General features: G+C 70.6%; 19 protein-coding genes. 9 read left to right on the top strand and 10 right to left on the bottom strand.

Annotation, left to right across the window (positions count from 1 at the left end):
• Nucleotides 1–159 precede the first annotated feature (159 nt).
• The 3 genes from ACWGIH_RS33160 to ggt form a co-directional block, all read right to left on the bottom strand.
• Complete coding sequence (locus ACWGIH_RS33160; protein WP_453451707.1) at nt 160–1776, bottom strand: hypothetical protein; 1617 nt, start codon at nt 1774–1776, stop codon at nt 160–162.
• 106 nt (nt 1777–1882) lie between these two features.
• Nucleotides 1883–2143, bottom strand: a complete 261-nt coding sequence (locus tag ACWGIH_RS33155; RefSeq protein WP_453451708.1) for a helix-turn-helix domain-containing protein — start codon at nt 2141–2143, stop codon at nt 1883–1885.
• 134 nt (nt 2144–2277) lie between these two features.
• Nucleotides 2278–4101, bottom strand: coding sequence for a gamma-glutamyltransferase (ggt, locus tag ACWGIH_RS33150; RefSeq protein WP_453451709.1), 1824 nt, complete (start codon nt 4099–4101; stop codon nt 2278–2280).
• 104 nt (nt 4102–4205) lie between these two features.
• Between ggt and ACWGIH_RS33145 the strand changes: the two genes are divergently transcribed.
• The 3 genes from ACWGIH_RS33145 to ACWGIH_RS33135 all read left to right on the top strand — a co-directional run bounded on the left by ACWGIH_RS33145 (nt 4206) and on the right by ACWGIH_RS33135 (nt 8030).
• Complete coding sequence (locus ACWGIH_RS33145) at nt 4206–4964, top strand: hypothetical protein (RefSeq protein WP_453451710.1); 759 nt, start codon at nt 4206–4208, stop codon at nt 4962–4964.
• 146 nt (nt 4965–5110) lie between these two features.
• Nucleotides 5111–6310: an Ig-like domain-containing protein gene (locus tag ACWGIH_RS33140; protein ID WP_453451711.1), complete on the top strand. Its 1200-nt coding sequence runs from the start codon at nt 5111–5113 to the stop codon at nt 6308–6310.
• Nucleotides 6311–6434: 124 nt separating this feature from the next.
• Nucleotides 6435–8030, top strand: coding sequence for a CocE/NonD family hydrolase (locus tag ACWGIH_RS33135; RefSeq protein ID WP_453451712.1), 1596 nt, complete (start codon nt 6435–6437; stop codon nt 8028–8030).
• A gap of 37 nt (nt 8031–8067) precedes the next feature.
• Here the strand turns inward: ACWGIH_RS33135 and ACWGIH_RS33130 are convergent, their stop codons facing one another.
• The 5 genes from ACWGIH_RS33130 to ACWGIH_RS33110 form a co-directional block, all read right to left on the bottom strand.
• Nucleotides 8068–8937, bottom strand: a complete 870-nt coding sequence (locus ACWGIH_RS33130; RefSeq protein ID WP_453451713.1) for an amino acid ABC transporter permease — start codon at nt 8935–8937, stop codon at nt 8068–8070.
• Nucleotides 8934–9578: an amino acid ABC transporter permease gene (locus ACWGIH_RS33125; RefSeq protein ID WP_453451714.1), complete on the bottom strand. Its 645-nt coding sequence runs from the start codon at nt 9576–9578 to the stop codon at nt 8934–8936. Before ACWGIH_RS33125 ends, ACWGIH_RS33130 begins: the two co-directional genes overlap by 4 nt.
• Before the next feature lie 9 nt (nt 9579–9587).
• The gene (locus tag ACWGIH_RS33120; protein WP_453451732.1) at nt 9588–10493 is read right to left on the bottom strand and encodes a glutamate ABC transporter substrate-binding protein; all 906 of its coding nucleotides are present in this window, start codon (nt 10491–10493) and stop codon (nt 9588–9590) included.
• Between the two features lie 16 nt (nt 10494–10509).
• Nucleotides 10510–11253: an amino acid ABC transporter ATP-binding protein gene (locus ACWGIH_RS33115; protein WP_453451715.1), complete on the bottom strand. Its 744-nt coding sequence runs from the start codon at nt 11251–11253 to the stop codon at nt 10510–10512.
• Between the two features lie 121 nt (nt 11254–11374).
• A complete protein-coding gene (locus ACWGIH_RS33110; RefSeq protein WP_453451716.1) occupies nt 11375–11815 on the bottom strand; it encodes a DUF6278 family protein in 441 nt (146 codons plus the stop codon).
• Between the two features lie 267 nt (nt 11816–12082).
• Here ACWGIH_RS33110 and ACWGIH_RS33105 point away from each other — a divergent pair, with 267 nt between their 5' ends.
• The 6 genes from ACWGIH_RS33105 to ACWGIH_RS33080 all read left to right on the top strand — a co-directional run bounded on the left by ACWGIH_RS33105 (nt 12083) and on the right by ACWGIH_RS33080 (nt 20191).
• Entirely contained in the window at nt 12083–12676 is a 594-nt protein-coding gene (locus ACWGIH_RS33105; protein ID WP_453451717.1) for an NADPH-dependent FMN reductase, read from the top strand.
• A 105-nt stretch (nt 12677–12781) separates the two neighbouring features.
• The gene (locus ACWGIH_RS33100) at nt 12782–15016 is read left to right on the top strand and encodes an activator-dependent family glycosyltransferase (RefSeq protein WP_453451718.1); all 2235 of its coding nucleotides are present in this window, start codon (nt 12782–12784) and stop codon (nt 15014–15016) included.
• Between the two features lie 20 nt (nt 15017–15036).
• The gene (locus ACWGIH_RS33095; RefSeq protein ID WP_453451719.1) at nt 15037–16491 is read left to right on the top strand and encodes a class I SAM-dependent methyltransferase; all 1455 of its coding nucleotides are present in this window, start codon (nt 15037–15039) and stop codon (nt 16489–16491) included.
• A 27-nt stretch (nt 16492–16518) separates the two neighbouring features.
• On the top strand, nt 16519–17706 hold the full coding sequence (locus tag ACWGIH_RS33090; RefSeq protein ID WP_453451720.1) for a nucleotide disphospho-sugar-binding domain-containing protein: 1188 nt from the start codon (nt 16519–16521) through the stop codon (nt 17704–17706).
• Nucleotides 17707–17752: 46 nt separating this feature from the next.
• A complete protein-coding gene (locus ACWGIH_RS33085; RefSeq protein ID WP_453451721.1) occupies nt 17753–18886 on the top strand; it encodes a glycosyltransferase in 1134 nt (377 codons plus the stop codon).
• A gap of 27 nt (nt 18887–18913) precedes the next feature.
• A complete protein-coding gene (locus ACWGIH_RS33080) occupies nt 18914–20191 on the top strand; it encodes a nucleotide disphospho-sugar-binding domain-containing protein (RefSeq protein ID WP_453451722.1) in 1278 nt (425 codons plus the stop codon).
• A 112-nt stretch (nt 20192–20303) separates the two neighbouring features.
• On the opposite strand, the gene ACWGIH_RS33075 is transcribed toward ACWGIH_RS33080, so the two are convergent.
• On the bottom strand, nt 20304–21989 hold the full coding sequence (locus ACWGIH_RS33075) for an MDR family MFS transporter (protein ID WP_453451723.1): 1686 nt from the start codon (nt 21987–21989) through the stop codon (nt 20304–20306).
• A gap of 28 nt (nt 21990–22017) precedes the next feature.
• A complete protein-coding gene (locus ACWGIH_RS33070) occupies nt 22018–22617 on the bottom strand; it encodes an NADPH-dependent FMN reductase (protein WP_453451724.1) in 600 nt (199 codons plus the stop codon).
• Nucleotides 22618–22647 lie beyond the last annotated feature (30 nt).

The following is a 22647-nucleotide window of genomic DNA, read 5'->3' as shown; positions in this document are numbered from 1 at the left end:
TCTACGCCCGTAGACTTGGTGCGTAGACAGGAAAACGTAAGCCTCCCCGACGGGCTGGGCAAGACCATCGCCGTGAACCGGCGGAGTCGATCATGTTTCGTACCCAAGCGGGCGAGAAGCGGCGCGGAACGGGCGGACGAAACAGGTGCGTCAGGCGTTTCAGGCGCTGAATCCGGCAACACGCAGCGCGTGCACGAGGTCCCAGTGGCGTTCGTCCGACACCCCCTGGGCCGCTTGCAGGAGCAGCGGGATGAGGCGGTACGGATCGGTGTGCGCGCAGCTTGCCGTGTCCTCGGGGGTCCGTACGCGGATGTAGGCGTCGAGCAGGGCGCGGGCCTCGCGCTCGCGGCCCGCGTCGATCAGCGCGAGCACCGCTTCGGCGATCTCCGGTGCGGGCCTGGAGACCCCCTGCCGCAACAGCTTGCGGCAGTCGTCGGCGCGGCCCGCCCCGGCGAGGGCGTCGGCGAGCGCGACGAGGCGGTCGGGCGGCAGCGACGCGGCCTCCCAGAGCAGCGTCGACCAGTCGGCACCGAGGCCCGCGCGGTGCAATTCACCGGCGAGCACGGGAAGACGCCGCGCGGGCCAGCCCGCGGCCTCGACCAGTACGCCGTGCGCCTCACCGCTGCGGCCCTCGCCACGGAGCTTGATGAGCGCGGCGACGGCTTCGGCGGTGGCCCGCTCGGCATCGCGGTCCGGCTCCACGGCGCCCTGGTGGCCGTTCCCGTCCGGCTCGTCGGCGGCACCCGCGAACCGCGCGCCCCGCGGACTGGTCGCGGCGGGCGACGCCGCGGCCGTCCGCGGCACGGCGCCGGAACCGGCCTCGGCGACGTCCGCGCCCTCGTCGTCCGCCCCGGAGAACCCCGCGAACCGGGCGCCACGGGGCCGACGGGGACGGCGGGACGCGTCGCGCGACTTACGGCCCTGCTTGGGGACGCGGGTCTCATCGGGCCGCACCACGGAGTCGGCCGACAGGGTGCGGGCGTCGGGAGCCGGGGCGTCCTGCCCGTCCGGCGCGGCACCGAACTCCGGCGCGCGGGTGCCGGGATCAACGGCCGCGTCGACCGGACCACCGGCGCCGGCTCCGAAGCCGTCGGCGGTACGGGGGCCGAAGTCGTCGGCGGTACGGGGGCCGAAGTCGTCGGCGGCAGGCGCACCGAAGGCATTGTGCGGCCGCTCGTCGTAGCCGCCGGAGTCGGCGAAGTCGTCCGCCCCCACAGCAGCGAAGTCGTCCGACACCGGAGTCCCGAAGTCGACCCACTGCGGGCGGTCGGCCCGGTCCAACCGGTCGATGCGCTGCCGGAGTTCCGCGCACCGCGCGGTCGCCCGCTCGTGGTCGTCGCGGACCCAGGCCAGATCGCGGTGGAGCCGCTCCACCTCGTCCGGTGTGTCCGCGGCAGCGAGGGAGTAGCCCAGTTCCACCTGCCGCTCCACGGCGAACCGCTGCTCGGTGAGCATCATGTCGAGGCGCTCGCCGAGCAGCCCGCGGCCTCCGGCGCGCGCGTCGTAGGCGGCGAGCGAGGCCGTGTGCAGAGCCCGCGCCCGCTCCGTCTCGCGTTCGGCGGTCTGCGCCCCGTACCTCGCGGCCAGGTCGTGCAGCAGCGCCTCCACCACGTCCCAGGGGGGCACTTCCGAGCCGTCCAGGCAGGCCTGCATCCCCTCGGGGTCACGTGACCAGAACACGCCGCACCACCCGGCGCCCGGGTCGAGGCGCGCCAGGAGGTCTCTCAGGTACCTCGCGAACTCCCGTACCTGATCAGGGAGTTGTCCTACTGCCATCCGAGCCAGCACCGCCCCATGGAGCCTGGAGTCTTCCGGTCCGGAAGATAACACCAGTCGTGTTACGGGACGACTACACGCAGTTTTCGGGCAGCCCGACGGCGCCTCACGCCGGCGCGAGCGGCACCAGCGCGCACGCCTCGGCGACCTCGTCAAGCGAGAGGCCGAGGGTCACCGCGAGCGCCGACACGGTGAAGAACGCGGGCGTGGGGGCCCGCCCCGTCTCGATCTTGCGGAGCGTCTCGGCGGAGAGCCCGGCGCTCGCGGCCACCTCCACCATGCTCCGCTCGCCGCGCGCCGAGCGCAGGAGACGGCCGAGCCGCTCACCGCGCTCGCGCTCCTCAGGGGTCAGGGGGGTCCGCACCATGCGGTCAGTCTAGTCCGTCTCCGCACGGAATCCCATTCTCATACCGGTATAGTTATTGACACGGTGGGTGGTTGTGGGTGGTTTCGGAGACCGCGGCGGCCCGATGGCTGCAGCGACCGCCACGGCCCTCTTCGCTACTGCGGCCGCACCACCATCGCCGACCCGCCACCGCGACGCGTCTTCTCCGCGGCGGCGAGCCACTTGCCGCCGGGCAGCCGTTGCACCCCGGTGGCCGCGCCGATCTCGGGGTTCTGCTTGAAGGAGTGCCCGATCGCCTCCAGGTCGGCCCGCAGCGGACTCTCCCAGAGGCCCGGCTCCAGCTCGGTCTGGGCGGCGTTGCGCTGGCTCGCGCGCGGCGCGGCGATCGCGTCGACGAGCGGCAGACCCCGGTCGACGAACCCGGTCAGGGTCTGCAGCACCGTGGTGATGATCGTGGCACCGCCGGGCGACCCCAGCGCGAACAGCGGCTTGCCCTTCTCCAGGACGATCGTCGGCGAGATCGAGGACCGGGGCCGCTTGCCCGGACCGGGCAGGTTCGGGTCGTGCACGGCCGGGTCGGCCGGCGCGAAGGAGAAGTCGGTCAGTTCGTTGTTGAGCAGGAATCCGCGCCCCGGCACGGTGATGCCGCTGCCGCCGGTCGACTCGATGGTCAGGGTGTAGGCGACGACGTTGCCCCACTTGTCGGCGGCCGTGAGGTGCGTGGTGTTCTCACCCTCGTACGTGGTCGTTGCCGCCTTGTCGCCCGCCTTGCAGGCCGCGGGGTCCCGCGGGTTCCCCGGCGCGAGCGGGCTCTTCAGGACCGCGTCGTCGCGGATCAGGCACTCCCGCGAGTCGGCGAACTTCTGCGAGAGCAGCTCCTTCGTCGGTACGTCCTCGAAGGCGGGGTCGCCCACCCAGCGCCCGCGGTCGGCGAAGGCGATCCGGCTGGCCTCGATGTACCGGTGCAGGTACTTCTTCTTCGATGCCTTCGAGAGGTCGGTCCGCTCAAGGATGTTGAGCGCCTCACCGACGGTCGTGCCGCCGGAGGACGAGGGAGCCATCGAGTAGACGTCGAGCCCCCGGTAGGAGGTCTTCGTCGGTGCCTGCCGCTTCACCGCGTAGGCCTTGAGATCCTTCGTGGACAGGTCGCCGGGCCTGGCCACCCGCTCCGACGCCGGGTCCACCGGCGGCTTGTTCACGGTCCGTACGACGTCCTTGCCGATGCCGCCCCGGTACATCGCCCCGACGCCCTCGCGCCCCAGCTCCTCGTACGTCCGCGCGAGATCGGGGTTCTTGAACGTCGAGCCGACCACGGGCAGCGCCCCACCGGGCAGGAACAGCTTCGCCGAGTCGGGGAAGTCGGCGAACCGCGCCTGGTTCGCCTCGGTCTGCGAGCGGAAGGTCCCGTCCACCGTGAATCCGTCGCGCGCGAGCCGCTCGGCGGGCTTCAGGAGCGTGCCGAGCCGTTTGCTGCCCCACTTGTCCAGGGCGGACTGCCAGGTCGCCGGGGTGCCGGGCGTGCCCACGCCCAGACCGCTGGTGACGGCGTCCGCGAAGGGGATCGGTTTGCCGTCCTCCAGGAAGAGGCCGGAGTCGGCCGTCCGCGGGGCCGTCTCACGGCCGTCGATCGTGCTCACCTTGCGGGACTTCGCGTCGTAGTGGACGAAGTAGCCGCCGCCCCCGACACCCGCGGAGTAGGGCTCGGTCACGCCGAGGGCCGCCGCCGTGGCGACCGCCGCGTCCACCGCGTTGCCGCCCTTCCTCAGGACCTCGATCCCGGCGGCGGACGCGTCCGCGTCGACGCTGGAGACGGCGCCGCCGGAGCCGACGGCCACCGGGACCTTCTCCGGGGACGAGGCGTGGGGTGACGAGGCCGTTCTGGCCGAGGGCGGGGACGAAGGGGGCGCGGCCGCTCCGACCGACACCAACACCCCTCCGACCGCCAATAGCGTCAGATTCCGTACGACAGCACGACGCATCCGTACCTCCAGTCAACAGCCGTCCGCGCAGCGTAACTTCGCCGTACCCGCCGCGTCAGGACCCCCTCGAACACCGGTCCTAGAGACCGCTAGCATGCGCCCCCATGACTGAAGACGTGCGCAACATCGTCCTCGGCCTGATCGCGGCCGGCCTAGGTGCCGTGCTGGGCTGGCTCGCCCGTACCTACCTCTGGCGGCGCAAGCTCCGCCGCAAGCAGGCTTTCTTCGGGCTGCCCGACAACTCCGAGTCGCTGCTCGTGGTCAACCGCGAGGCGGGCGGCCCCGAACTCACCGTCGTACGCCACGACGTGTTCGCGCTGCTCGAACTGGCCGCACTGATCAAGGACTGCGGGGCGCACGCCCAGCTCGTCGCGCACGACGCCGCCCAGCAGAGCTTCGGCGAGCGCACGGAGTTCTGCGTGGGCTCGCCGGCCGTCAACCGCCGCATGGCAGCGCACATGCACTCCCTGCTGCCCGGCGTCCGCGTCAACACCGACCCGGAGCCCGGCCCGGACCGCGGCGCCTTCCAGATCGGCAGCGAGCGGTACCGCATGGAGGGCGGCATCGCGGAGTACGTGCTCCTCGCGCGGCTCACCGCGGGGCAGGGTCAGGAGGCGAGACCCGTCTTCCTCTTCTGCGGGCAGCGCGCGATCACCAACCAGGCGGCGACCCGCTATCTCGCCCGGCACCACGAGCGCCTGGCCCGCAAGCACGGCGGCAACACCTTCGTCCTGCTCCTGAAGGTCGTCAACTCCCAGGCGTACGGTGCCGACGTCGTCGAGCTCGTCGGTGACGTCACCCGCTCCGCCCAGGCGCCGGCTCCGGCGGTCGCTCCAGCCCGCGCGACCCATCGCGCCAAGTAGCCGCGACCTCACCGAGCGCCGACGGACGCGCCCGGCTCATACGCCGCCTCTGTGACCTAGTCGGGAAATTCGGGGCAAGAGGCAACCCACCGGGACCTTTGACCCTCTCACCGTGCAGTTCCACATTCGCACGGAGGTACGTTCCCTTGAGGCCCCTGAGCTCGCCGAGTCGCCGACGCCCCCTACGCGCCCGCCACACCGGGGCCGCGGTCACGGCCGCGGGCCTGGCGGCGCTGGCCGCCGCCCTGACCGCCTGTTCGGGCAGCACGCCCGCATCCGCCGACACATCGGCCGACAAGCCGGACATATCGGTCAACTTGCGGGGCAAGCAGGCGCAGGCCGGCTCCCCGGTCAAGGTCAAGCTGGCCGACGGCAAGCTGAAGCAGGTCACGGTGACCGACGCGAAGGGCGCGAAGCTCACCGGCGAGGTCGCCGCGAACGGTGCCACCTGGACCTCGGACCGCAAGACGGTGCCCGGCACCTCGTACAAGGTGAAGGCGACGACGGACCAGGGAGGCAGCGCGCGCGCCTCCTTCAGGACGGCCGCCCCGGAGCAGGTCAACAAGCTGTCGCTGACCCCCGGCAAGGACACCACGGTCGGCGTCGCGCAGCCCCTGTCGGTCGTCTTCGACCACCCGGTGAAGAACAAGGCCGAGGTCGAGAAGCACCTGAAGGTGACGACCTCGAACGACACGACCGGGTCCTGGGGCTGGATCAAGAACTACGACGGCAAGGACCGCATCGACTGGCGCCCCAAGGACTACTGGGAGTCCGGCACCAAGGTGAAGCTCGACGCCCGCCTCGGCGGGGTCGACTCCGGCACCGACGGCGGCTGGTTCGTCCGCGACTACGCGACCGGTTTCACCGTCGGCAAGAGCCAGCAGGTCAAGGTCGACCTGGACAGCAAGCAGGCCACGCTCGTGCGGGACGGGAAGAGCGTGAAGACCGTCCCGATGTCGGCGGGCACCCCGGGCGGCGACAAGGCGTCCTGGGGCGGCACGTCCGTCCTGATGGCCAAGGAGGGCACGATCAACATGCGCTCCGAGACGGTCGGCCTCGGTGACGCCTACGACAAGATGGTCGACAACTCGATGCGCCTGACCTGGTCGGGCATGTACGCGCACGCGGCCCCCTGGAACGCCCGGTTCTTCGGCAACACCAATCACAGCTCGGGCTGTATCGGCATGAGCGACGGCGACGCCTCCTGGCTCTACGGCCAGGTCCAGGTCGGCGACCCCTTCGAGGTCTCCGGCAGCGGCTCGAAGGGCGTGCCCGACCCGGGCAACGGCTACGGCGAGTGGAACATCTCCTGGGCCGACTGGCAGACGAAGAGCGCGCTGAACTGAGGACCGCCGCGAAGGTACACAGCTCAACAATCGTTACCGGTGCGTAACTTACCGACGGGTTACCCCGGGTAAGGACGCGCGGTTACCGTCGGGTCACTTTGCTTGCACGAGTAAGGAGTGACCCGTGGGACAACCGCGCAAGGCTCTGCGTACGACCACCGTGGGCGCCGTGTCGGCGACTCTCGTCGCCGGCGCCGCCTTCGGCCTCGCCCCGGCCGCCCAAGCCGCCCCGGCGGCCGCTCCACAGGCGGCAAGCGCCGCAGACGTACGGTTCGTCGACATCCCCGGCGACGGCGGCACGATCCTCAAGGCCAACGTCTTCACCCCCAAGGGCGCGAAGGCGGGCGAGAAGTTCCCGGCGATCGTGCTGCCCACCAGCTGGGCCATGCCCCAGGTCGAGTACGTCGCGCAGGCCCAGAAGCTCGCGAACTCCGGCTACGTGGTGGTCAGTTACAACTCGCGCGGCTTCTGGCAGTCCGGCGGCGAGATCGAGACCGGCGGCCCCGAGGACATCGCGGACGCCTCGAAGGTCATCGACTGGACCCTGGGGAACACCCCGGCCGACCCCGGCAAGATCGGCATGGGCGGCGTCTCGTACGGCGCGGGCATCAGCCTGCTCGCCGCGGGCCACGACAAGCGGATCAAGGCCGTGGCCGCGCTCAGCGGCTGGGGCGACCTCATCGACTCGATCTACAGCGGCCGCACCCAGCACCGCCAGGCCGCCGGGCTGCTCGGCGGCGCGGGCGTCCTCACGGGCCGCCCGAGCCCCGAACTCCAGCAGACCCTCAAGGACTTCCTCGGGTCCAACCTGGACCAGGAGGACGAGATGATCGCGTGGGGCGCCAAGCGCTCCCCCGCGACGTACATCGACCGGATCAACGAGAACGGCGCGGCCGTCATGCTGGGCAACGCCTGGGGCGACACGATCTTCCCGCCCAATCAATACGCCGATTTCTACGAGCAGTTGACGGGCCCCAAGCGACTCGAATTCCGTCCCGGCGACCACGCGACCGCCGAACTGACCGGTCTGCTCGGGCTGCCCAACGACACCTGGACCTCCACCCAGCGCTGGTTCGACCGCTATCTCAAGGGCGAGAAGAACGGCGTCGACACCGAGCAGCCGGTCCAGCTCAAGTCCCGCTCGACCGGCGACTACGAGGGCTACCCCGACTGGAAGTCCGTCGGCGCGACGAAGAAGAAGATCGACCTGGCGGGCTCCACCACGCTGCGCGCGAACGTCGACTCGGGCGCCAACGGCGGCACGGTGCTGCTCTCCAACGCCCTCGACCAGTTCCTCAAGACTCCGCCGGTGGCCTCGATGCCGCTGCTCCCGCGGCGCTACGCCGGCGTCTGGCAGTCGGAGAAGTACGGCACGGCCCAGCGGGTGCGCGGGACGGCGAAGCTGCACACCACGCTCACCAGCACCAAGGAGAGCGGCACCCTCGTCGCGTACCTCTACGACGTGGGCCCGCTCGGCCTCGGCAAGCTGGTCAGCAACGCGCCGTACACCTTCCACGGCAAGACCCCCGGCCGGCCGTTCGGCGTGGACCTGGAGTTGTTCTCCACGGCCTACGACGTCCCGGCAGGCCACAGGCTCGCCCTGGTGGTCGACACGGTCGACCCGCTCTACATCGAGCACAACCCGTCCGGCGCGCAGCTGACCTTCTCCTCGCCCGCGTCCGACCCGTCGTACGTGTCGGTCCCGCTGCGCGAACAGTGATCACCGGCTGCTGCCGGGTGGGCCCTGGCCCCTTTAGCTACTGCGGACCCGGCAGCAGCGTCCCTGGTTCGGCCGGGGCCACTTCCGCGGCCTCGGTCTTGGGATTGCGCCGCTGTCGTCTGGACACCCACTGGGCGAACCACGAGAGCAGCATGCACATCCCGATGTAGATCGGCGAGATCACCAGAACCACGGGGATGAAAGGTAGATCGTAGTCGAGGTTCGACGCGATCAGCTTCCCGGCGTGGAGGAACTCCTCGTAGGTGATCAGATAGCCGAGCGACGTGTCCTTGAGCGCCACCACCAACTGGCTGATGATGGCGGGCAGCATGGCGCGCACGGCCTGGGGCACCAGGACGTGCGTCATGACCTGCGTCTTGCGCATCCCGAGCGCGTACGCCGCCTCCCGCTGCCCGCGCTCCACGGAGTTCACGCCCGAACGGAAGACCTCGGCGAGCACCGAGCCGTTGTAGAGCGTGAGTCCGGTGACCAGGGCCGGCAGCGGCTGGACCTTCAGCGCCACGAAGACGAAGAAGATCATCACCAGGACCGGCATCGCGCGGAAGAACTCCACGAGAAGCGTGGCCAGCCAGCGCACGGGACGGTGATCGGAGAGCCGCCCCATGGCGAGCAGTCCGCCGAGCGCGAGCGCGAGCACCGCCGAGATGGCGAAGGCCTTGAGGGTGTTCCCCAGGCCCTTGAGGAGGAGTTCCTGGATGCCCTTGTACTCGAAGGGCGTCCACTTGGTCGCGGTGAACTGGTCGGTGTCGAAGAGCAGGTAGAGGAGCCAGCCGACCAGGGCGAGCAGGACCAGGGTGGAGAGCAGACCGTAGAGCCGGTGTCTGCGCTCTGTCTTGGGCCCCGGCACGTCGTAGAGGGCGGTGGATTCGTGGGAGAGGGCTTTCATCGGGCGACTCCCCAGCGCTTCTCGAGGACGTTGAACACGGCGCTGATGGCGAGGGTGATGATCAGGTAGCCGACGGCGATCCAGACGAACGTCCAGATGATGTTGTAGCCGAGCTCACTGAGCGTCTTGTACGTGCCGAGCAGCTCGGTGACGCTGAACGCGCCCGCGATGGCGGAGTTCTTGGCGAGGGCGATGAGGGTGGAGCCGACCGGCGGGATGACGGACCGGAAGGCCTGCGGGAGCACGACCATGGACAGTGTCTGCCCGAAGGTCATCCCCAGGCTGCGGGCTGCCTCGCCCTGGCCCTTGGGGACGGTGTTGATGCCCGAGCGCAGTGCCTCACAGATGAAGGCGGAGGTGTAGCAGCCCAGCGCGAGGACCGCGAACACCTTGAAGGGCAGCACGAGTCCGAAGCGCGGGAGCCCGAGCAGCACCGCGAAGAAGAGCAGGGTGAGCGGGGTGTTGCGCAGGACCGTCACCCAGGCGGTGCCGAACGCCCGGAAGGAGCCGACCGGTGCCACCCGGAAGGACGCCATGATGAACCCGAGCACGAGGGCCAGGATCGACGAGTACACGGTGAGTTCGACGGTGCCGATGAACCCCTTGCCGAAGGTGGAGAAGTTGTCTGTCAGTACGTCCACGACGCCTCCTCAGCTCGCCGGGTAGCGGTCGATGGCGGGCGGCTTCGGCGCCGGGACTCCGGAGAGGCCGAGGGTGGCGTCGTAGGCCTTCTTCCAGTCGCCGTTCTTCTCCCGGGCGGCCAGCGCGTTGTCGACGGCGAACCGCAGGACGTTGTCGCTCCTGGGGACGCCGATGCCGTAGGGCTCCTCGGAGAACGGCTTGCCGACCACCTTGAGCTCGTCGGGCACCTTGGCCGCGTACCCGATCAGAATCGCGTCGTCGGTGGTGACGGCGTCGACCTGATAGGTCAGCAGGTTGTCGACGCAGACCGAGTAGGTGTCGTACGCGACGAGCGTCGCCTTCGGGTAGTCCTTCTGGATGCGCTGGTAGGGGGTCGAGCCGGCCGCCGAGCAGACCTTCTTGCCGTTCAGGTCCTGCGGCCCCTTGATGTCGTCCTCGTCGGTGCGCACGAGGAGGCCCTGGCCCGCCATGTAGTAGGGGCCGCCGAAGCCGACGAGCTTCTTGCGGAGGTCGTTGATGGTGTAGGTGCCGACGTAGTAGTCGATCTGCCCGTTCTGCAGGGCGGTCTCGCGGTTCGCCGACGCGATCGTCCTGAACCGGATCGACTTCGGGTCGAAGCCCAGCGATGCCGAGACCATCTTGGCGATCTCGATGTCGAAGCCGGAGTACTGCCCGGTGGCGGGGTTCTTCTCGCCGAGGAACGGCTGGTCCTCCTTGGCGCCGACGACGAGGTGACCGCGCCGCTTCGCCTTCTTCCAGGTGCCGGAGCCCGGCAGCGTGAACCCCTTCGCCACCTGGTACTTGGGCAGTTCGTCGGGCTGCGGCCCCTTCACCGGGGGGCTGCCCTCCTTGCCGCAGGCGGTCGCGGCGAAGGCGGCGAGGACGAGCGCCGCGAGCAGACGTGTCGTACGCATCATGGCCGGCCTCCCGTCAGTGCTTCAGGATCTTGGAGAGGAAGTCCTTGGCGCGGTCGCTCTCCGGGTTGCTGAAGAAGTCCTCGGGGGCCCGGTCCTCGACGATGCGGCCGGCGTCCATGAAGACGACACGGTTGGCGGCCGAACGGGCGAAGCCCATCTCGTGGGTGACGACGACCATGGTCATGCCATCGCGGGCGAGGCCCTGCATGACCTCGAGCACCTCATTGATCATCTCGGGGTCGAGGGCCGACGTCGGCTCGTCGAAGAGCATCACCTTGGGCTCCATGGCGAGCGCGCGTGCGATGGCCACGCGCTGCTGCTGGCCGCCCGAGAGCTGTGCCGGGTACTTGTCGGCCTGTGTCGCGAGGCCCACCCGTTCCAGGAGCTCACGGGAGCGCCGCATGGCCTCGTCCTTCTTGCTGCCCCGCACCTTGACCGGCGCGAGGGCGACGTTCTGCAGCACTGTCTTGTGTGCGAAGAGGTTGAAGGACTGGAAGACCATGCCTACGTCGGCACGGAGCGAGGCCAGCGCCTTGCCCTCTTCCGGAAGTGGCTGTCCGTCCAGTGCGATGGCTCCCGACCGGATGGTCTCCAGCCGGTTGATCGTCCTGCAGAGCGTTGATTTCCCCGACCCTGACGGGCCGATGACCACGACCACCTCCCCCTTGCCGACGGTGAGGTTGATGTCCCTGAGGACATGCAGCTCCCCGTAGTACTTGTTCACATCACGCAGCTCGATCAGCGGATCGACGGCCATGCCCTGCCCTGCCCACTCTCAGCGGTGTCGGTCCGCGCAAACTATCCACGTGAAAACGGGACTTACTGGACGACACGCACTTATGGGCATTAACCGTATTTCCAGTTACGTCATCCCGCGGCTACGCCTCCGACGCCTCCGCGTACACCTGGGACAGCTCGGGAGCGCCCGTCACCGCCCAGTCGAGCCCCGCCTCGACCACCTGGATCTCCCGCCCCGACGGCAGCACCACGACGGGGCTGCCGCCGGGCCAGACGTGCCAGGCGGCGCCGGACACCGCGCGGACGATGACCGAACCGAGGTAGAGACCCGCGTCGTTGCCGAGCCACGGCAGCAGTTCGGGATCGTCGCGCCAGCGCGGCAGGAGCTGGTCGAGCGCGCTCAACGAGGCGGGGGAATCGTCGAGTTCGAGCCCGGCGACGGCTGCCTGGGAGCGCAGCAGCTCGCATTCGGCGAGGAGTTCGGCGACCCCGGCCGGGTCCTCGCCGAACGCCGAGGCGAGTCCTGGGCTCCGGTCGGCGGACTGCTGCCTGCGCCACCTGCCGAAGAAGGAGATGTTCATGATCGGCCTCTCCGTGAGGGTGCCTCTGCTCCCGGGTCCAACGAATGTAACTTGCGTAAGTTGATCACGGAATCATGTGAATCCGGCCACGCGGTGGCGAACTGCCGGAGCGCGTCGGTGAGTAGCCCACCGCGGTCGGCGCTCTGACCAGGACAGATCTATGTCAATTCCAGGTGAAGTGCGTTGACTGCCGAACGCGGCCCGAAGACCGTTGGTGATAGCTGCCAGCGCACTGTCTGCGGCACTCACGTCCTGAGAGGTTTATGCATGCCTGAGAACCCGATCAAACTGGCCGTCATCATCGGCAGTGTCCGCGGCGGACGATTCGGGACCACGGTGGCCGAATGGTTCGCGGGGCAGGCGGAGTTGCACGGTGATGTCGAGGTCGAGATCATCGACATCGCGGACTACCCGCTGCCGCTGGAGATGCCCGCCTTCGGAGAGAAGCCGCCGGCTGACGTCGCCGCCATATGGAACGGTCTGCGGGAGCGGCTCGACCGGGCCGAGGCGTTCGCCGTCGTGACGCCCGAGTACAACCACACCGTGCCCGCGGCGCTGAAGAACACCATCGACTGGTACCTCGCCGAGTGGTCGGCCAAGCCGGTGGGCCTGGTCTCCTACGGCGGCATGGGCGGCGGCCTGCGCGCCTCCGAGCACCTGCGCCAGATCTTCTCCGAGGTCCACGCCACGACCGTGCGGGAGATGCTCAGCTTCCACAACGCGTGGGCGGACTTCCAGAAGGAGGGCGAGCCGGTCAGCCCCGAGGGCAGCGAGGCCGCCGCCAAGAAGCTGCTCGACCAGCTCGTGTGGTGGGCCGACGCGCTGCGCGAGGCGCGCGAACGCAACCCGTACACCGGCTGACGACACCCCACCTCAGGTCAGGGGCGCGTGGGAGACCGCGCGCCCCTGACCTGTGTCATGTCCGGCCGCGTGGGTTCCCGGCGGCCCTTCCCAAGGAGAAGCTTCATGAGCACGAAGCGCAGAGCACTCGTACTCGGGGGCACCGGATTCCTCGGCCGCCGGATCGCGGCGGCGTTCGAGGCGACGGGCACCGAGACCGTGTGCGTGTCACGGACCGCGTCCGGGGACGGCAGGTCCGTCGCCCTGGACCTGGCGGCCGCCGAACCCGCGGAGCTGGACCGGCTGCTCACCGACACCCGTCCGGACGTCGTGGTGAACGCGGCCGGCATCGCCTGGCAGTCCGACGAGGACGGCATGCGGCGGCTCAACGCCGACTTCGCGGCCCGGCTCGCCGCCGCGGCCGCCCGCAGCGCGCACGACCCGCTGCTGATCCAGCTGGGCACGGTGCACGAGTACGGCCCCGCGCCCGACGGCACGAGCATCGGCGAGGACCACGAGACCGCGCCCATCACCCACTACGGGCGCACCAAACTGCTCGGCACCCAGGCCGTGCTCGAGGCCGTGCGCGAGGACGGGCTCCGGGCCGCCGTGCTCAGGATCGTCAACGTCTGCGGTCCCGGCACCCCGCCCACGAGCCTGCTCGGTCTCGTCTCCGCGCAGGTGGCGCGCCACGCGACGGACGAGGAGCCGCCGCCCCCGCTGGAGGTGTCACCGCTGGTGGCCCGACGTGACTACGTGGACGTACGCGATGTCGCCGACGCCGTGCTGGCGGTGGCCGACGCGCCGGGCGGGGCCGCGGTGGGCCGGGTCTTCAACGTCGGCCGGGGTGCGGCGGTACCGGTGCGGGACCTGGTGGAGCGGCTCGTCGCGCTCGGCGGCGTACCGGACGCGGTGCGCGAGCGGCCTGCCGAGGGGGGCGGCGGGGTCGGCGGTGCCGCATGGCAGCAGGTCGACATCTCCCGGGCCCGGGACGTACTGGGCTGGCGGCCGCGCCGGTCCCTCGAGGACTCGCTGCGCGACCAACTGGGTGACGTCACGCCCGCCGCGCCGCCCACGGCGGAGGCCGCCCCGCGGAGCCCCGCGCTGCGCGTCCTGTTCGTGCCCTTCCCCGGAGTGGCGCACGTGCAGCCGATGGTGCCGCTGGCGTGGGCGCTGCAGGGGGCGGGCCACCAGGTGCGGGTGGGCGTGCATCCGGGCATGGCGGAGACCGTCGGGGCCGCCGGGCTCACGGCGGTGCCGCTCGGCGCCACGAAGCAGCTCACCGGCGTGGTCGAGTTCGCCACCAACCCCGATCTGCTCGACGTCCTCAACGCCCGGCTCTCCCTGGACGAGGGTGAGGACTCCGGGGACGGCGAACTGTGGGCGCGCAAGTGGGCCGAGACCCTGGGCCCGCTCCACGCGTCCCGCAGCGCCCTGGACGACCTGGTCGCCTTCTGCGAGAGCTGGCGTCCCGACCTCGTGATCTGGGACCCGTTCAGCATCGCCGCGCCGGTGGCCGCCAAGCAGTGCGGCGCCGCGCACGCCCGCCTCCTGTGGGGCCGGGACAACATCGGCTGGCTGCGCGCGACGTCGCTCCGGCGGCTCGCGGGGCGCCCCGCCGACGACGACCCCGTGACGGGCCTGATGGCCCCCATGCTGGAGAAGTTCGGGTACGCCTTCGAGGAGGAGCTGCTGCTCGGCCAGTGGACGATCGACCCGATGCCACCGGCCCTGCGTCTGCCGCTCGGCCTGCGGAACGTGCCGGTGCGCCGGATTCCGTACAACGGGACGGCCGCGCTTCCCGACTGGCTCCGGGAGCCGGTGGGCGTGCCCCGGGTGTGTCTGACCCTGGGCGTGGGCGGCCGCGGCCGACAGGTGTTCCGGGAGAGCGGGGTCGCCCTGCCCGAGCTGTTCGACGCGGTCGCCGACCTGGACATCGAGCTGGTGGCGACCCTGGACGCCGGGCGGTACGCGACCGCGGGGCCGGTCCCCGACAACGTACGCATGACGGAGTACGTCCCCCTCGATCTGCTGCTTCCGACCTGCTCCGCCGTGGTGCACCACGGCGGCGGCGGGACGTTCGCGGCCGCCGTGGCGCACGCCGTGCCGCAGCTGGTGGTGCCGATGGAGTTCTGGGGCGAGAAGGCGATCGCCGGTCATGTCGCGGAGCGCGGCGCCGGACTGGTCGTCGACAGCGAGGAGTTCACCCCGCGGCGGCTGCGTGACGGGATCGTCCGGCTCCTCGAGGAGCCGTCCTTCCTGCAGGGCGCCGTGGAGCTGCGCGACGAGGCCGCGTCCGTCCCCAGCCCCGGCGACATCGTCCCTGTCCTCGAACAGCTGACCGTGCGGCACCGCAAGTGACACGAGCCCTGGAGAACCTGATGACGTCAACGCCCGTACAACACACCGCAGTTGGTTACGCGGTCTTCGAGGAGCTGCGCACCGACGCGCCCGGCACGGCCGAGCGACTCGTCGACCTGCTCGCCGCCGAGATACGGGGGTGGGTCAGCGAACGCGAGGGATTCCTCTCCGCACGGCTCCACCTGAGCCTCGACCGTACGACGGTGGTCAGCCGCGTCGAGTGGGCCGAGCAGAAGCACTTCGTCGCCGCGGCCGAGAACAGCCCTGCCGACAGTCCGCTGCTCACCCTGTCCGAGCGGCCCGGAGTCCTCTCGCACACCTCCTTCGGCGGCGTCCCCCAGAGCGGGCTCGAAGGACCCGCGGCCGACCGGCGTGCGGGCATCATGTGCTACGCCCTGCGGCACGTCGGCGGGCGCGACAACGCGCTCGCCCTGGCGGCCCTGCTGCGCGACGCGGGCGGCTGGAAGCACCTGCACCCCGGCTTCGTCTCCGCGACGCCGTACATCAGCGACGACGGGTCGACCTACGTCAACTACCCCCAGTGGGTGGACGAGGACTCCTTTCGCGCCTACATGGACCACCCGGAGAACTCGGCGGGGCAGGACGCCGTCGCGCGACTGGAGACCGCTCCCCCGCACCTCGTCCTGTGCACCCTGGCCGAGCAGATCGACGCGGCCACCGCCGGGTCCGGGGCGCCCTCGCGCAGCACCGGCTCACTGACCACCGGGTCGGCTTCCCCGCTCAGCCAGATACGGCTGTTCGAGCTCAAGTACGACCCCATGTCCGTCGAGGTGCTCGACAGCCTCCCCTTCGACCCGGCCTGGCGCTGCCTCGAACTGGGCGCCGGGGCAGGGTCGATGAGCTACTGGCTCGCGGGCCGCGCTCACCTGGGCAGCGTGCTCGCCGTCGACGCCGACACCACGTTCCTCGACACCGGAAAGGCCACCAACCTCACCGTCAGGCAGGCCGACATCGAGGAACTCGACCTCGAACCCGGCTCGTTCGACCTCATCTTCACGCGGGCCACGCTGGAGCACCTGCGGGACCCCGACGCCGCTCTCGCACGCGCCCGCGAGTGGCTGGCCCCCGGCGGCTGGCTGGTCGTGGCCGACTTCTACTACCTGCCCGCCGACGAGGCTCCGACCGCGGTCGGCCGCACCCTCCTGCGCGGCTACGTCGACCACATGAAGTCCGTCGGCGCGGACATGAGCTGGGCGCGCGGGCTGCCCGCCGCCCTGTCCCGCACCGGTTTCACCGCGGTCGGCAGCAGTCTCACCGGCGCGGGCCCCGGGCAGTCCCCGGCCGACGACGAACTGATCGGGCTGCGTCTGCGGCAGGAGGGCCAGAGCCTCGTCGACAGCGGCCTGGTGACGGCCGCGGAGCTCACCGACTTCCTGGACCTGCTCGGCACCCCCGCCGGCCGGGACCTGACGGCCCTGCTGATCACCGCCTGGGGACAGCGTGCCGCGGACTGACCGCTCCATCCCGCTCAAGGAGACCCGATGCGCGTTCTGATGATGTCCACGCCCGTCCCCACCCACTTCACCCCGATGGTCCCGCTGGCCTGGGCGCTGCGGGCCGCGGGCCACGAGGTGCTGGTGGCGGGACAGCCCGATGTGATGCCCGCGGTCGGCGCGGCCGGCCTCAACGGCGTGAGCGTCGGATCGGCCTATCACGTCGAGGATCTGCTGGCCGACACGGTCAAGGAGGGGACGCGGCCGGTCGAGGCGCAGCCGCGCGCCGAGCACGAGAGCAAGCTGGGCAAGGCGGGCATGGGCTGGTCCGTGCACACCCGCTATCTCTGCGAGGCCTACGTGGAGACGGCCCGCGCCTTCGGCCCCGATCTGGTGGTGTGCGATCCGCTGGAGTTCAGCGCACTGATCGTCGGCGCGCTGACCGGCGCCCCGGTCGTGCGCCACCGGTGGGGCGTCGATCCGCTCTCGGACACGGCGCACGCCCAGGCCAAGCAGTCCCTGCGGGCGATGTCCGAGCGGCTCGGGCTCGGGGCGTACCCCGACCCGGCGGTGGTGCTCGACCCCTGCCCGCCCTCGCTCCAACTGCCCGGCACCACGGCGGGAACCCCGATCCGGTACGTGCCCTACAACGGGAACGGCAGGCTGCCCCGGTGGGTCGGCGGCCGCCGGGCCGAGGGCGCGCCGCGCCGGGTGGCCGTCTCGCTCGGCGGTCGCACGCTGGACATGAACGGGGTACCGATGCTCCGCCGCATGCTCCACACCTTCGGCAGTCAGCCGGGCGTCGAGGTGATCGCGACGGTGGACGAGCGGCACCGCGAGGCGCTCGGCACGCTGCCCGGCACCGTACGCCTGGTGGATCCGGCTCCGCTGAACCTGTTCCTGCACACCTGCGACGCGGTCGTCCACCACGGCGGCGCGGGCACCACCATGACGTCCACCGCCTTCGGCCTGCCCCAGCTCGTGGTGCCGCAGTTCGCCGACCAGTTCGCGCACGGCGACCGGATCGCCGACGCGGGCGCGGGCATCACGCTCGACGACGCCGATTCCCAGAACGACCCCGCGTCGCTCCGTGACGCCTTCACCGCGCTGCTCACGGAGCCCGGCCACACCAAGGCCGCCGAAGAGCTGCGCCGGGAGATGACGGCCATGCCGTCGCCTTCGCGTGTCGTCGCCGACCTGGAGCAGCTCGCGCGGGGCGAGCGCCAGACCCAGTAAGGATCACGTTCACCGCCGGTCTACCGGCCCAACGGTGGGACATCTCATGCGCATTCTCTTCGTCGCTTCCGGCAGTTCGGCGACCGTCTACGCCCTGGCACCACTCGCGACCGCCGCACGGAACAGCGGTCACGAGGTCTTCATGGCGGCACACGCACAGGCGATGCCCGCCGTGGTGGGCGTCGGACTTCCGGCCGTACGGCTGACCGACCGTCCCCTGTGGGCGTTCATCAGCCAGGACCGTTCCGGGCGCGAACTCCCCCTTCCCGCAGGACCCGCCGAAGGCGGACCCTTCGCCGGGGGCGCGTTCGGTCGGATGGCCGCCGCGAACATCGGGCCACTCCTGGAGCTGGCCCGCGGCTGGCGGCCCGACGTCGTGGTCGGCGGCACCATGTCGTACGCGGCCGGGCTCCTTGCCGCCCGGCTCGGCGTCCCCGTCGTACGCCACGCCTGGGACATCTCCGAGGCCGACACGATCCACCCAGGAGCCGACGAGGAACTCCGGCCCGAACTCAGCGAGTTGGGCCTCGACCGGCTTCCGGAGCCCGACCTCCTGATCGACATCTGCCCGCCCTCCCTGCAGCCCCCGGGCGCTGCCCCCGCTCAGCTGATGCGCTGGATCCCCGGCAACCAGCAGCAGGTCGTGGAGCCCTGGATGTACACGAAGGGCGACCGGCCCCGCATCTGCCTCACGTCGGGCAGTCGCGCCTCGCGCGACGGCCACGACAACAGCTTCACGTTCCTGCGCGACATGGCGAAGACCATCGGCGCCCTGGACGTGGAGCTGGTCATCGCGGCACCGGAGGACATCGCCGCCGAGCTGCGCGCGGAGTCCGCCGGAATCCGCGCGGGCTGGCTCCCGCTCGACGTCGTCGCACCCACCTCGGACCTGATGATCCATCACGGGGGCGGGGTCACCATGATGACCGCGATGAACGCCGGGGTCCCGCAACTCTCCCTTCCCAACGGCCCGTTGGCCGTCCCCGCGTCACAGCGGCTGACCGCGCGGGGCTGTGCCCTCACTCTGCTGCCGGGGCAGGACAGCCCGCAGGAGACCGCCGCGGCGGCCGAGAAGATCCTGGGCGATGCCTCGTACCGCCGCAGTGCGGGCGAGCTCGCGCGGGAGATCGCTGAACTGCCCCTGCCCTCTGACGTGGTCCGCGAGCTGGAACGGCTCTGACCACCCTTCCCACCACGGAGACCTCCCATGAAGATCCTGTTCGCGATGGTGCCGGCGACGGCACACGTCTATCCGATCGTCCCGCTGGCCGACGCGCTGACCGGCGCGGGGCACCAGGTCCGGGTCGCCAGTCCCCCGGAACTCGTCGACACGGTCGTCAAGGCCGGGCTCACGTCCGTGCAAATCGGCGAGGCAGGCTTCCTTGCCGCGATCAACGAGGAGATCGAGTCGGGCATCGCACTGCTCGGATCCCTCGACGAGTCCCTGCGCGACAAGTCGCCCGTGTGGCACACGCGCAAGCCGCTGCCGCCGCGCCCCATGCTGAGCGCGTTCATGAGTCTGTGCAACGCCGGGCCGCCGGCGGACGGCGCGGCCTCGGCGGTGGACGACCTGATCGCGTACGCCCGTTCCTGGGGCCCCGACCTCATCATCTGGGACCCGATGTTCTTCCCCGGCGGCATCGCCGCCGAGGCCGTCGGTGTACCGCACGCACGCTTCCTGTGGTCGGTCGACGACATGGGCTGGACCCGGGAGCAGCTGCGGCTTTCGGGTGTGCGGCCCGGCTCCGCGGACGACCTGATGGCCACGCGGATGCGTCCGCTGCTCGACCGGCTCGGCCTTGAGTTCTCCGAGGAGCTGCTGGTCGGCCAGTGGAGCATCGACCCGATGCCCTCGGCGATGCGCCTGCCCGTCGGCCTGCGCTACGTCCCCGTACGCCCGGTGTCCTACACCGGCTCCGCCGCGCTCCCCGACTGGCTCCGGGAGGCTCCGGAGCGGCCGCGTGTCGCGCTGTCCGCCGGGGTGAGCATGCGCAAGGTCTTCGCCGGCGCCGGCAGGTTTCCGCTGGCCGGTCTCGTGGAGGCGATGTCCGACCTGGACGTCGAGGTGGTGGCGACCCTCAACGACGCGCAGATCGCCGAGGTGGGCACGCTGCCGGACAACGTGCGCGTCATCGAGTACGTGCCGCTCGACCTGCTCCTGCCGACCTGCTCGGCGATCGTGCACCACGGCGGCGGGCGGACCTTCGCCGCGGCCGTCGCCCACCAGGTCCCGCAGCTCGTCTGCGCGGAGGACGGGCCGCATGTCACCGACATCGGCAGGTTCGTGGCCGAGCGGGGCGCCGGTCTCGTCGTCGACAACGATCCGTTCGACGTGGACACCGTGCGCAAGCAGCTCGTCGGCATCCTGGACGACCCGTCGTTCAAGGACGGCGTCCGGGGCCTGCACCAGGACGCGCTCGCCACACCGAGCCCCAACGACATCGTCGCCACGCTGGAGCAGCTGGCCGCGTCGTACCGGGCCTGAAACGCCGCGAGCCCCTCGCCGTACCGGAAGGTACGGCGAGGGGCTGCGGCACGGCCGGGGACCGAACTCGGGCTCCGGGGGAAGTAAGCCCGTGCCGGTCCCCGGACCGTGGTCAGGGGGTTCGGGTCTTGACCGGGGTGCTCTTCGCCGTGTGATCGGCGTGCGCTTCCGCTTCCGCGGTCTCTACGGAGACCGCCTTTTCTGCGTTGAGGGCGCTGTCGGTGCTGTCGGTGCCGTCGGCGTCCTCAAGGTCCTGCGCGGCCACCGTCCGCAGCGGGACCTCGCGGATCAGCCAGGCGATGCCGAACATCAGCACTGCGAGGACAGCCGCGCCGATGATGGTGCCCTGCAGACCGCTGGTGACCGCGGCCTCGTAGGCGTCCCGGATCTTCTCGGGCATGCCCTTCAGGAGCTCGGGCGTCATGCTGGCGCCGTCCTTGGTCAGCTTCTCGGCCTCCGCCGAACCGAGCCGGGCGGTCAGCTCGCCCGACAGGTTGTTGACGTACACCGCGCCGAGCGCCGCGACACCCAGCGAGCCGCCGAGCGTACGGATCAGCGTGACGGAACCGCTGGCCGCGCCCATGTCACGGGGCTCGGCGCTGTTCATCGTGATGAGGATCGTGCTCTGCATCATGAAGCCGAGGCCGATGCCGAGCACCAGCGTCAGGCCGGAGACGAGGGCCACCGCGGTGTCCACCTGGAGCATCAGGAGGACCAGCGTGCCCGCCACGGTGAAGACGCCGCCGAGGATCGGATAGATGCGGTACTTGCCCGTCTTGCTGATCAGCCGGCCGACGGTGATCTGCACGGCCAGCATGCCGAACATCAGGGGCAGCAGCAGCATGCCGCTGGCGGTCGGCGACAGGCCCTTCACGAACTGCATGTACTGCGGAAGGTAGTTGGTCGCGCCGAACATGACCGCACCCACGAGAAGGCTGAGCACCTGCACGATGGTGAAGTTCCGGTTGCGGAAGAGCCGCGGCGGCATCAGGGGCTCCTCGGCCCGCTTCTCCACCCGTACGAACCAGGCGAACGCCAGGACCGCGACCGCCGCGAGACCGAGGATCTCCGGCGAGAGCCACGCGTAGCTGCTGCCGCCCCACGTCGAGAGCAGGGTCAGGGCCAGGACGCTCGTGACGAGCAGCGCCGCACCCGGGTAGTCGATCTTCGCCTTGGAGCGCTCACGCTTCAGGCGGATGCCCAGGCCGACGACGACGAGGGCGATGGCTCCCAGGGGCGCGTTGATGTAGAAGACCCAGCGCCAGCTCAGGTGGTCGGTGAAGAACCCGCCGATCAGCGGCCCGGAGACGTACGCCACCGGCATCATCACGCCGAGCATGGACTGCAGTTTGCCGCTCTCCCGCGGCGGCACAAGGACGCCGATGATCGACATCGCGCCGACCATCAGGCCGCCCGCGCCGAGCCCTTGCACGGCCCGGAACGCGATGAGCTGGTTCATGTCCTGGGCCACGCCCGACAGCATCGAGCCGATCAGGAAGATCACGACGGCGGTCATGAACGAGCCCTTGCGGCCGTACATGTCGCCGAGCTTTCCCCAGATGGGCGTGGACGCGGCCGTGGTGAGCAGGTAGGCGGTCACCACCCAGGACAGTCGGTCGAGCCCACCCAGGTCACCCACGATGGTGGGGAGCGCGGTGCCGACGATCAGGCCGTCCAGCATGGCGAGGAACATGCCGAGCATCAGCCCGAAGACGCCGAAGTAGATCGACCGCTGCCGTGCCGGGGTCTTCGTCTCGGTTGCCGTGGTGTCCGGTTCCCCGGCTTCGATGGTCGTCATCGCAACTCCCCAATCAGTGGTGGTGGATTCAGGCCGCGTAGGGGCGGATGGACCTGGCGTCGCGCAGGGCAAGGCCCCACCACGCCAGCTGGTCGAGCAGCGACTTGGCCGCGCCGTCGCAGGCGGGGTCCGTGGGCTTGCCGTCGGCGTCGAAGTTCGCCGGGTAGTTGTGGAAGCTGACGGTGTTGCGGATGGTCACCGCGTTCAGCTCCGCCAGGACGGGGCGCAGCCCCTCCACCGCTCGCAGGCCGCCGGACAGGCCGCCGTACGAGACGAAGGCGACCGGCTTGCCGTGCCACTGCGGGTTGTGCCAGTCGATGGCGTTCTTCAGGCCGCCGGGGAAGCTGTGGTTGTACTCGGGCGTGACGATGATGAACGCGTCGGCAGCCTCGAGGCGCGGCGAGATCTTCTCGAGCAGGGCGGAGTTGGCCGGCTCGGGGGCCTTGGTGAAGTCCGGCAGAACCGCGGGGACCGGCGTCTTCACCAGGTCGACGAGGTCGGCGGTCATGTCGTCGCGCTGGCCGAGGTGACCGAGCACCCAGTCGGCGACGACGGGCCCGAAGCGCCCGTCACGGGTCGATCCCATGATGACCGCGACGTTCAGGGGGCCCTCGTTCTTCTCGGCCATGCGAAGCTCCTCGATGATGTTTGTGTACGC

This window comes from Streptomyces sp. NPDC054872, assembly GCF_053610705.1.
This window is presented reverse-complemented; position numbering and strand designations above follow the sequence as displayed.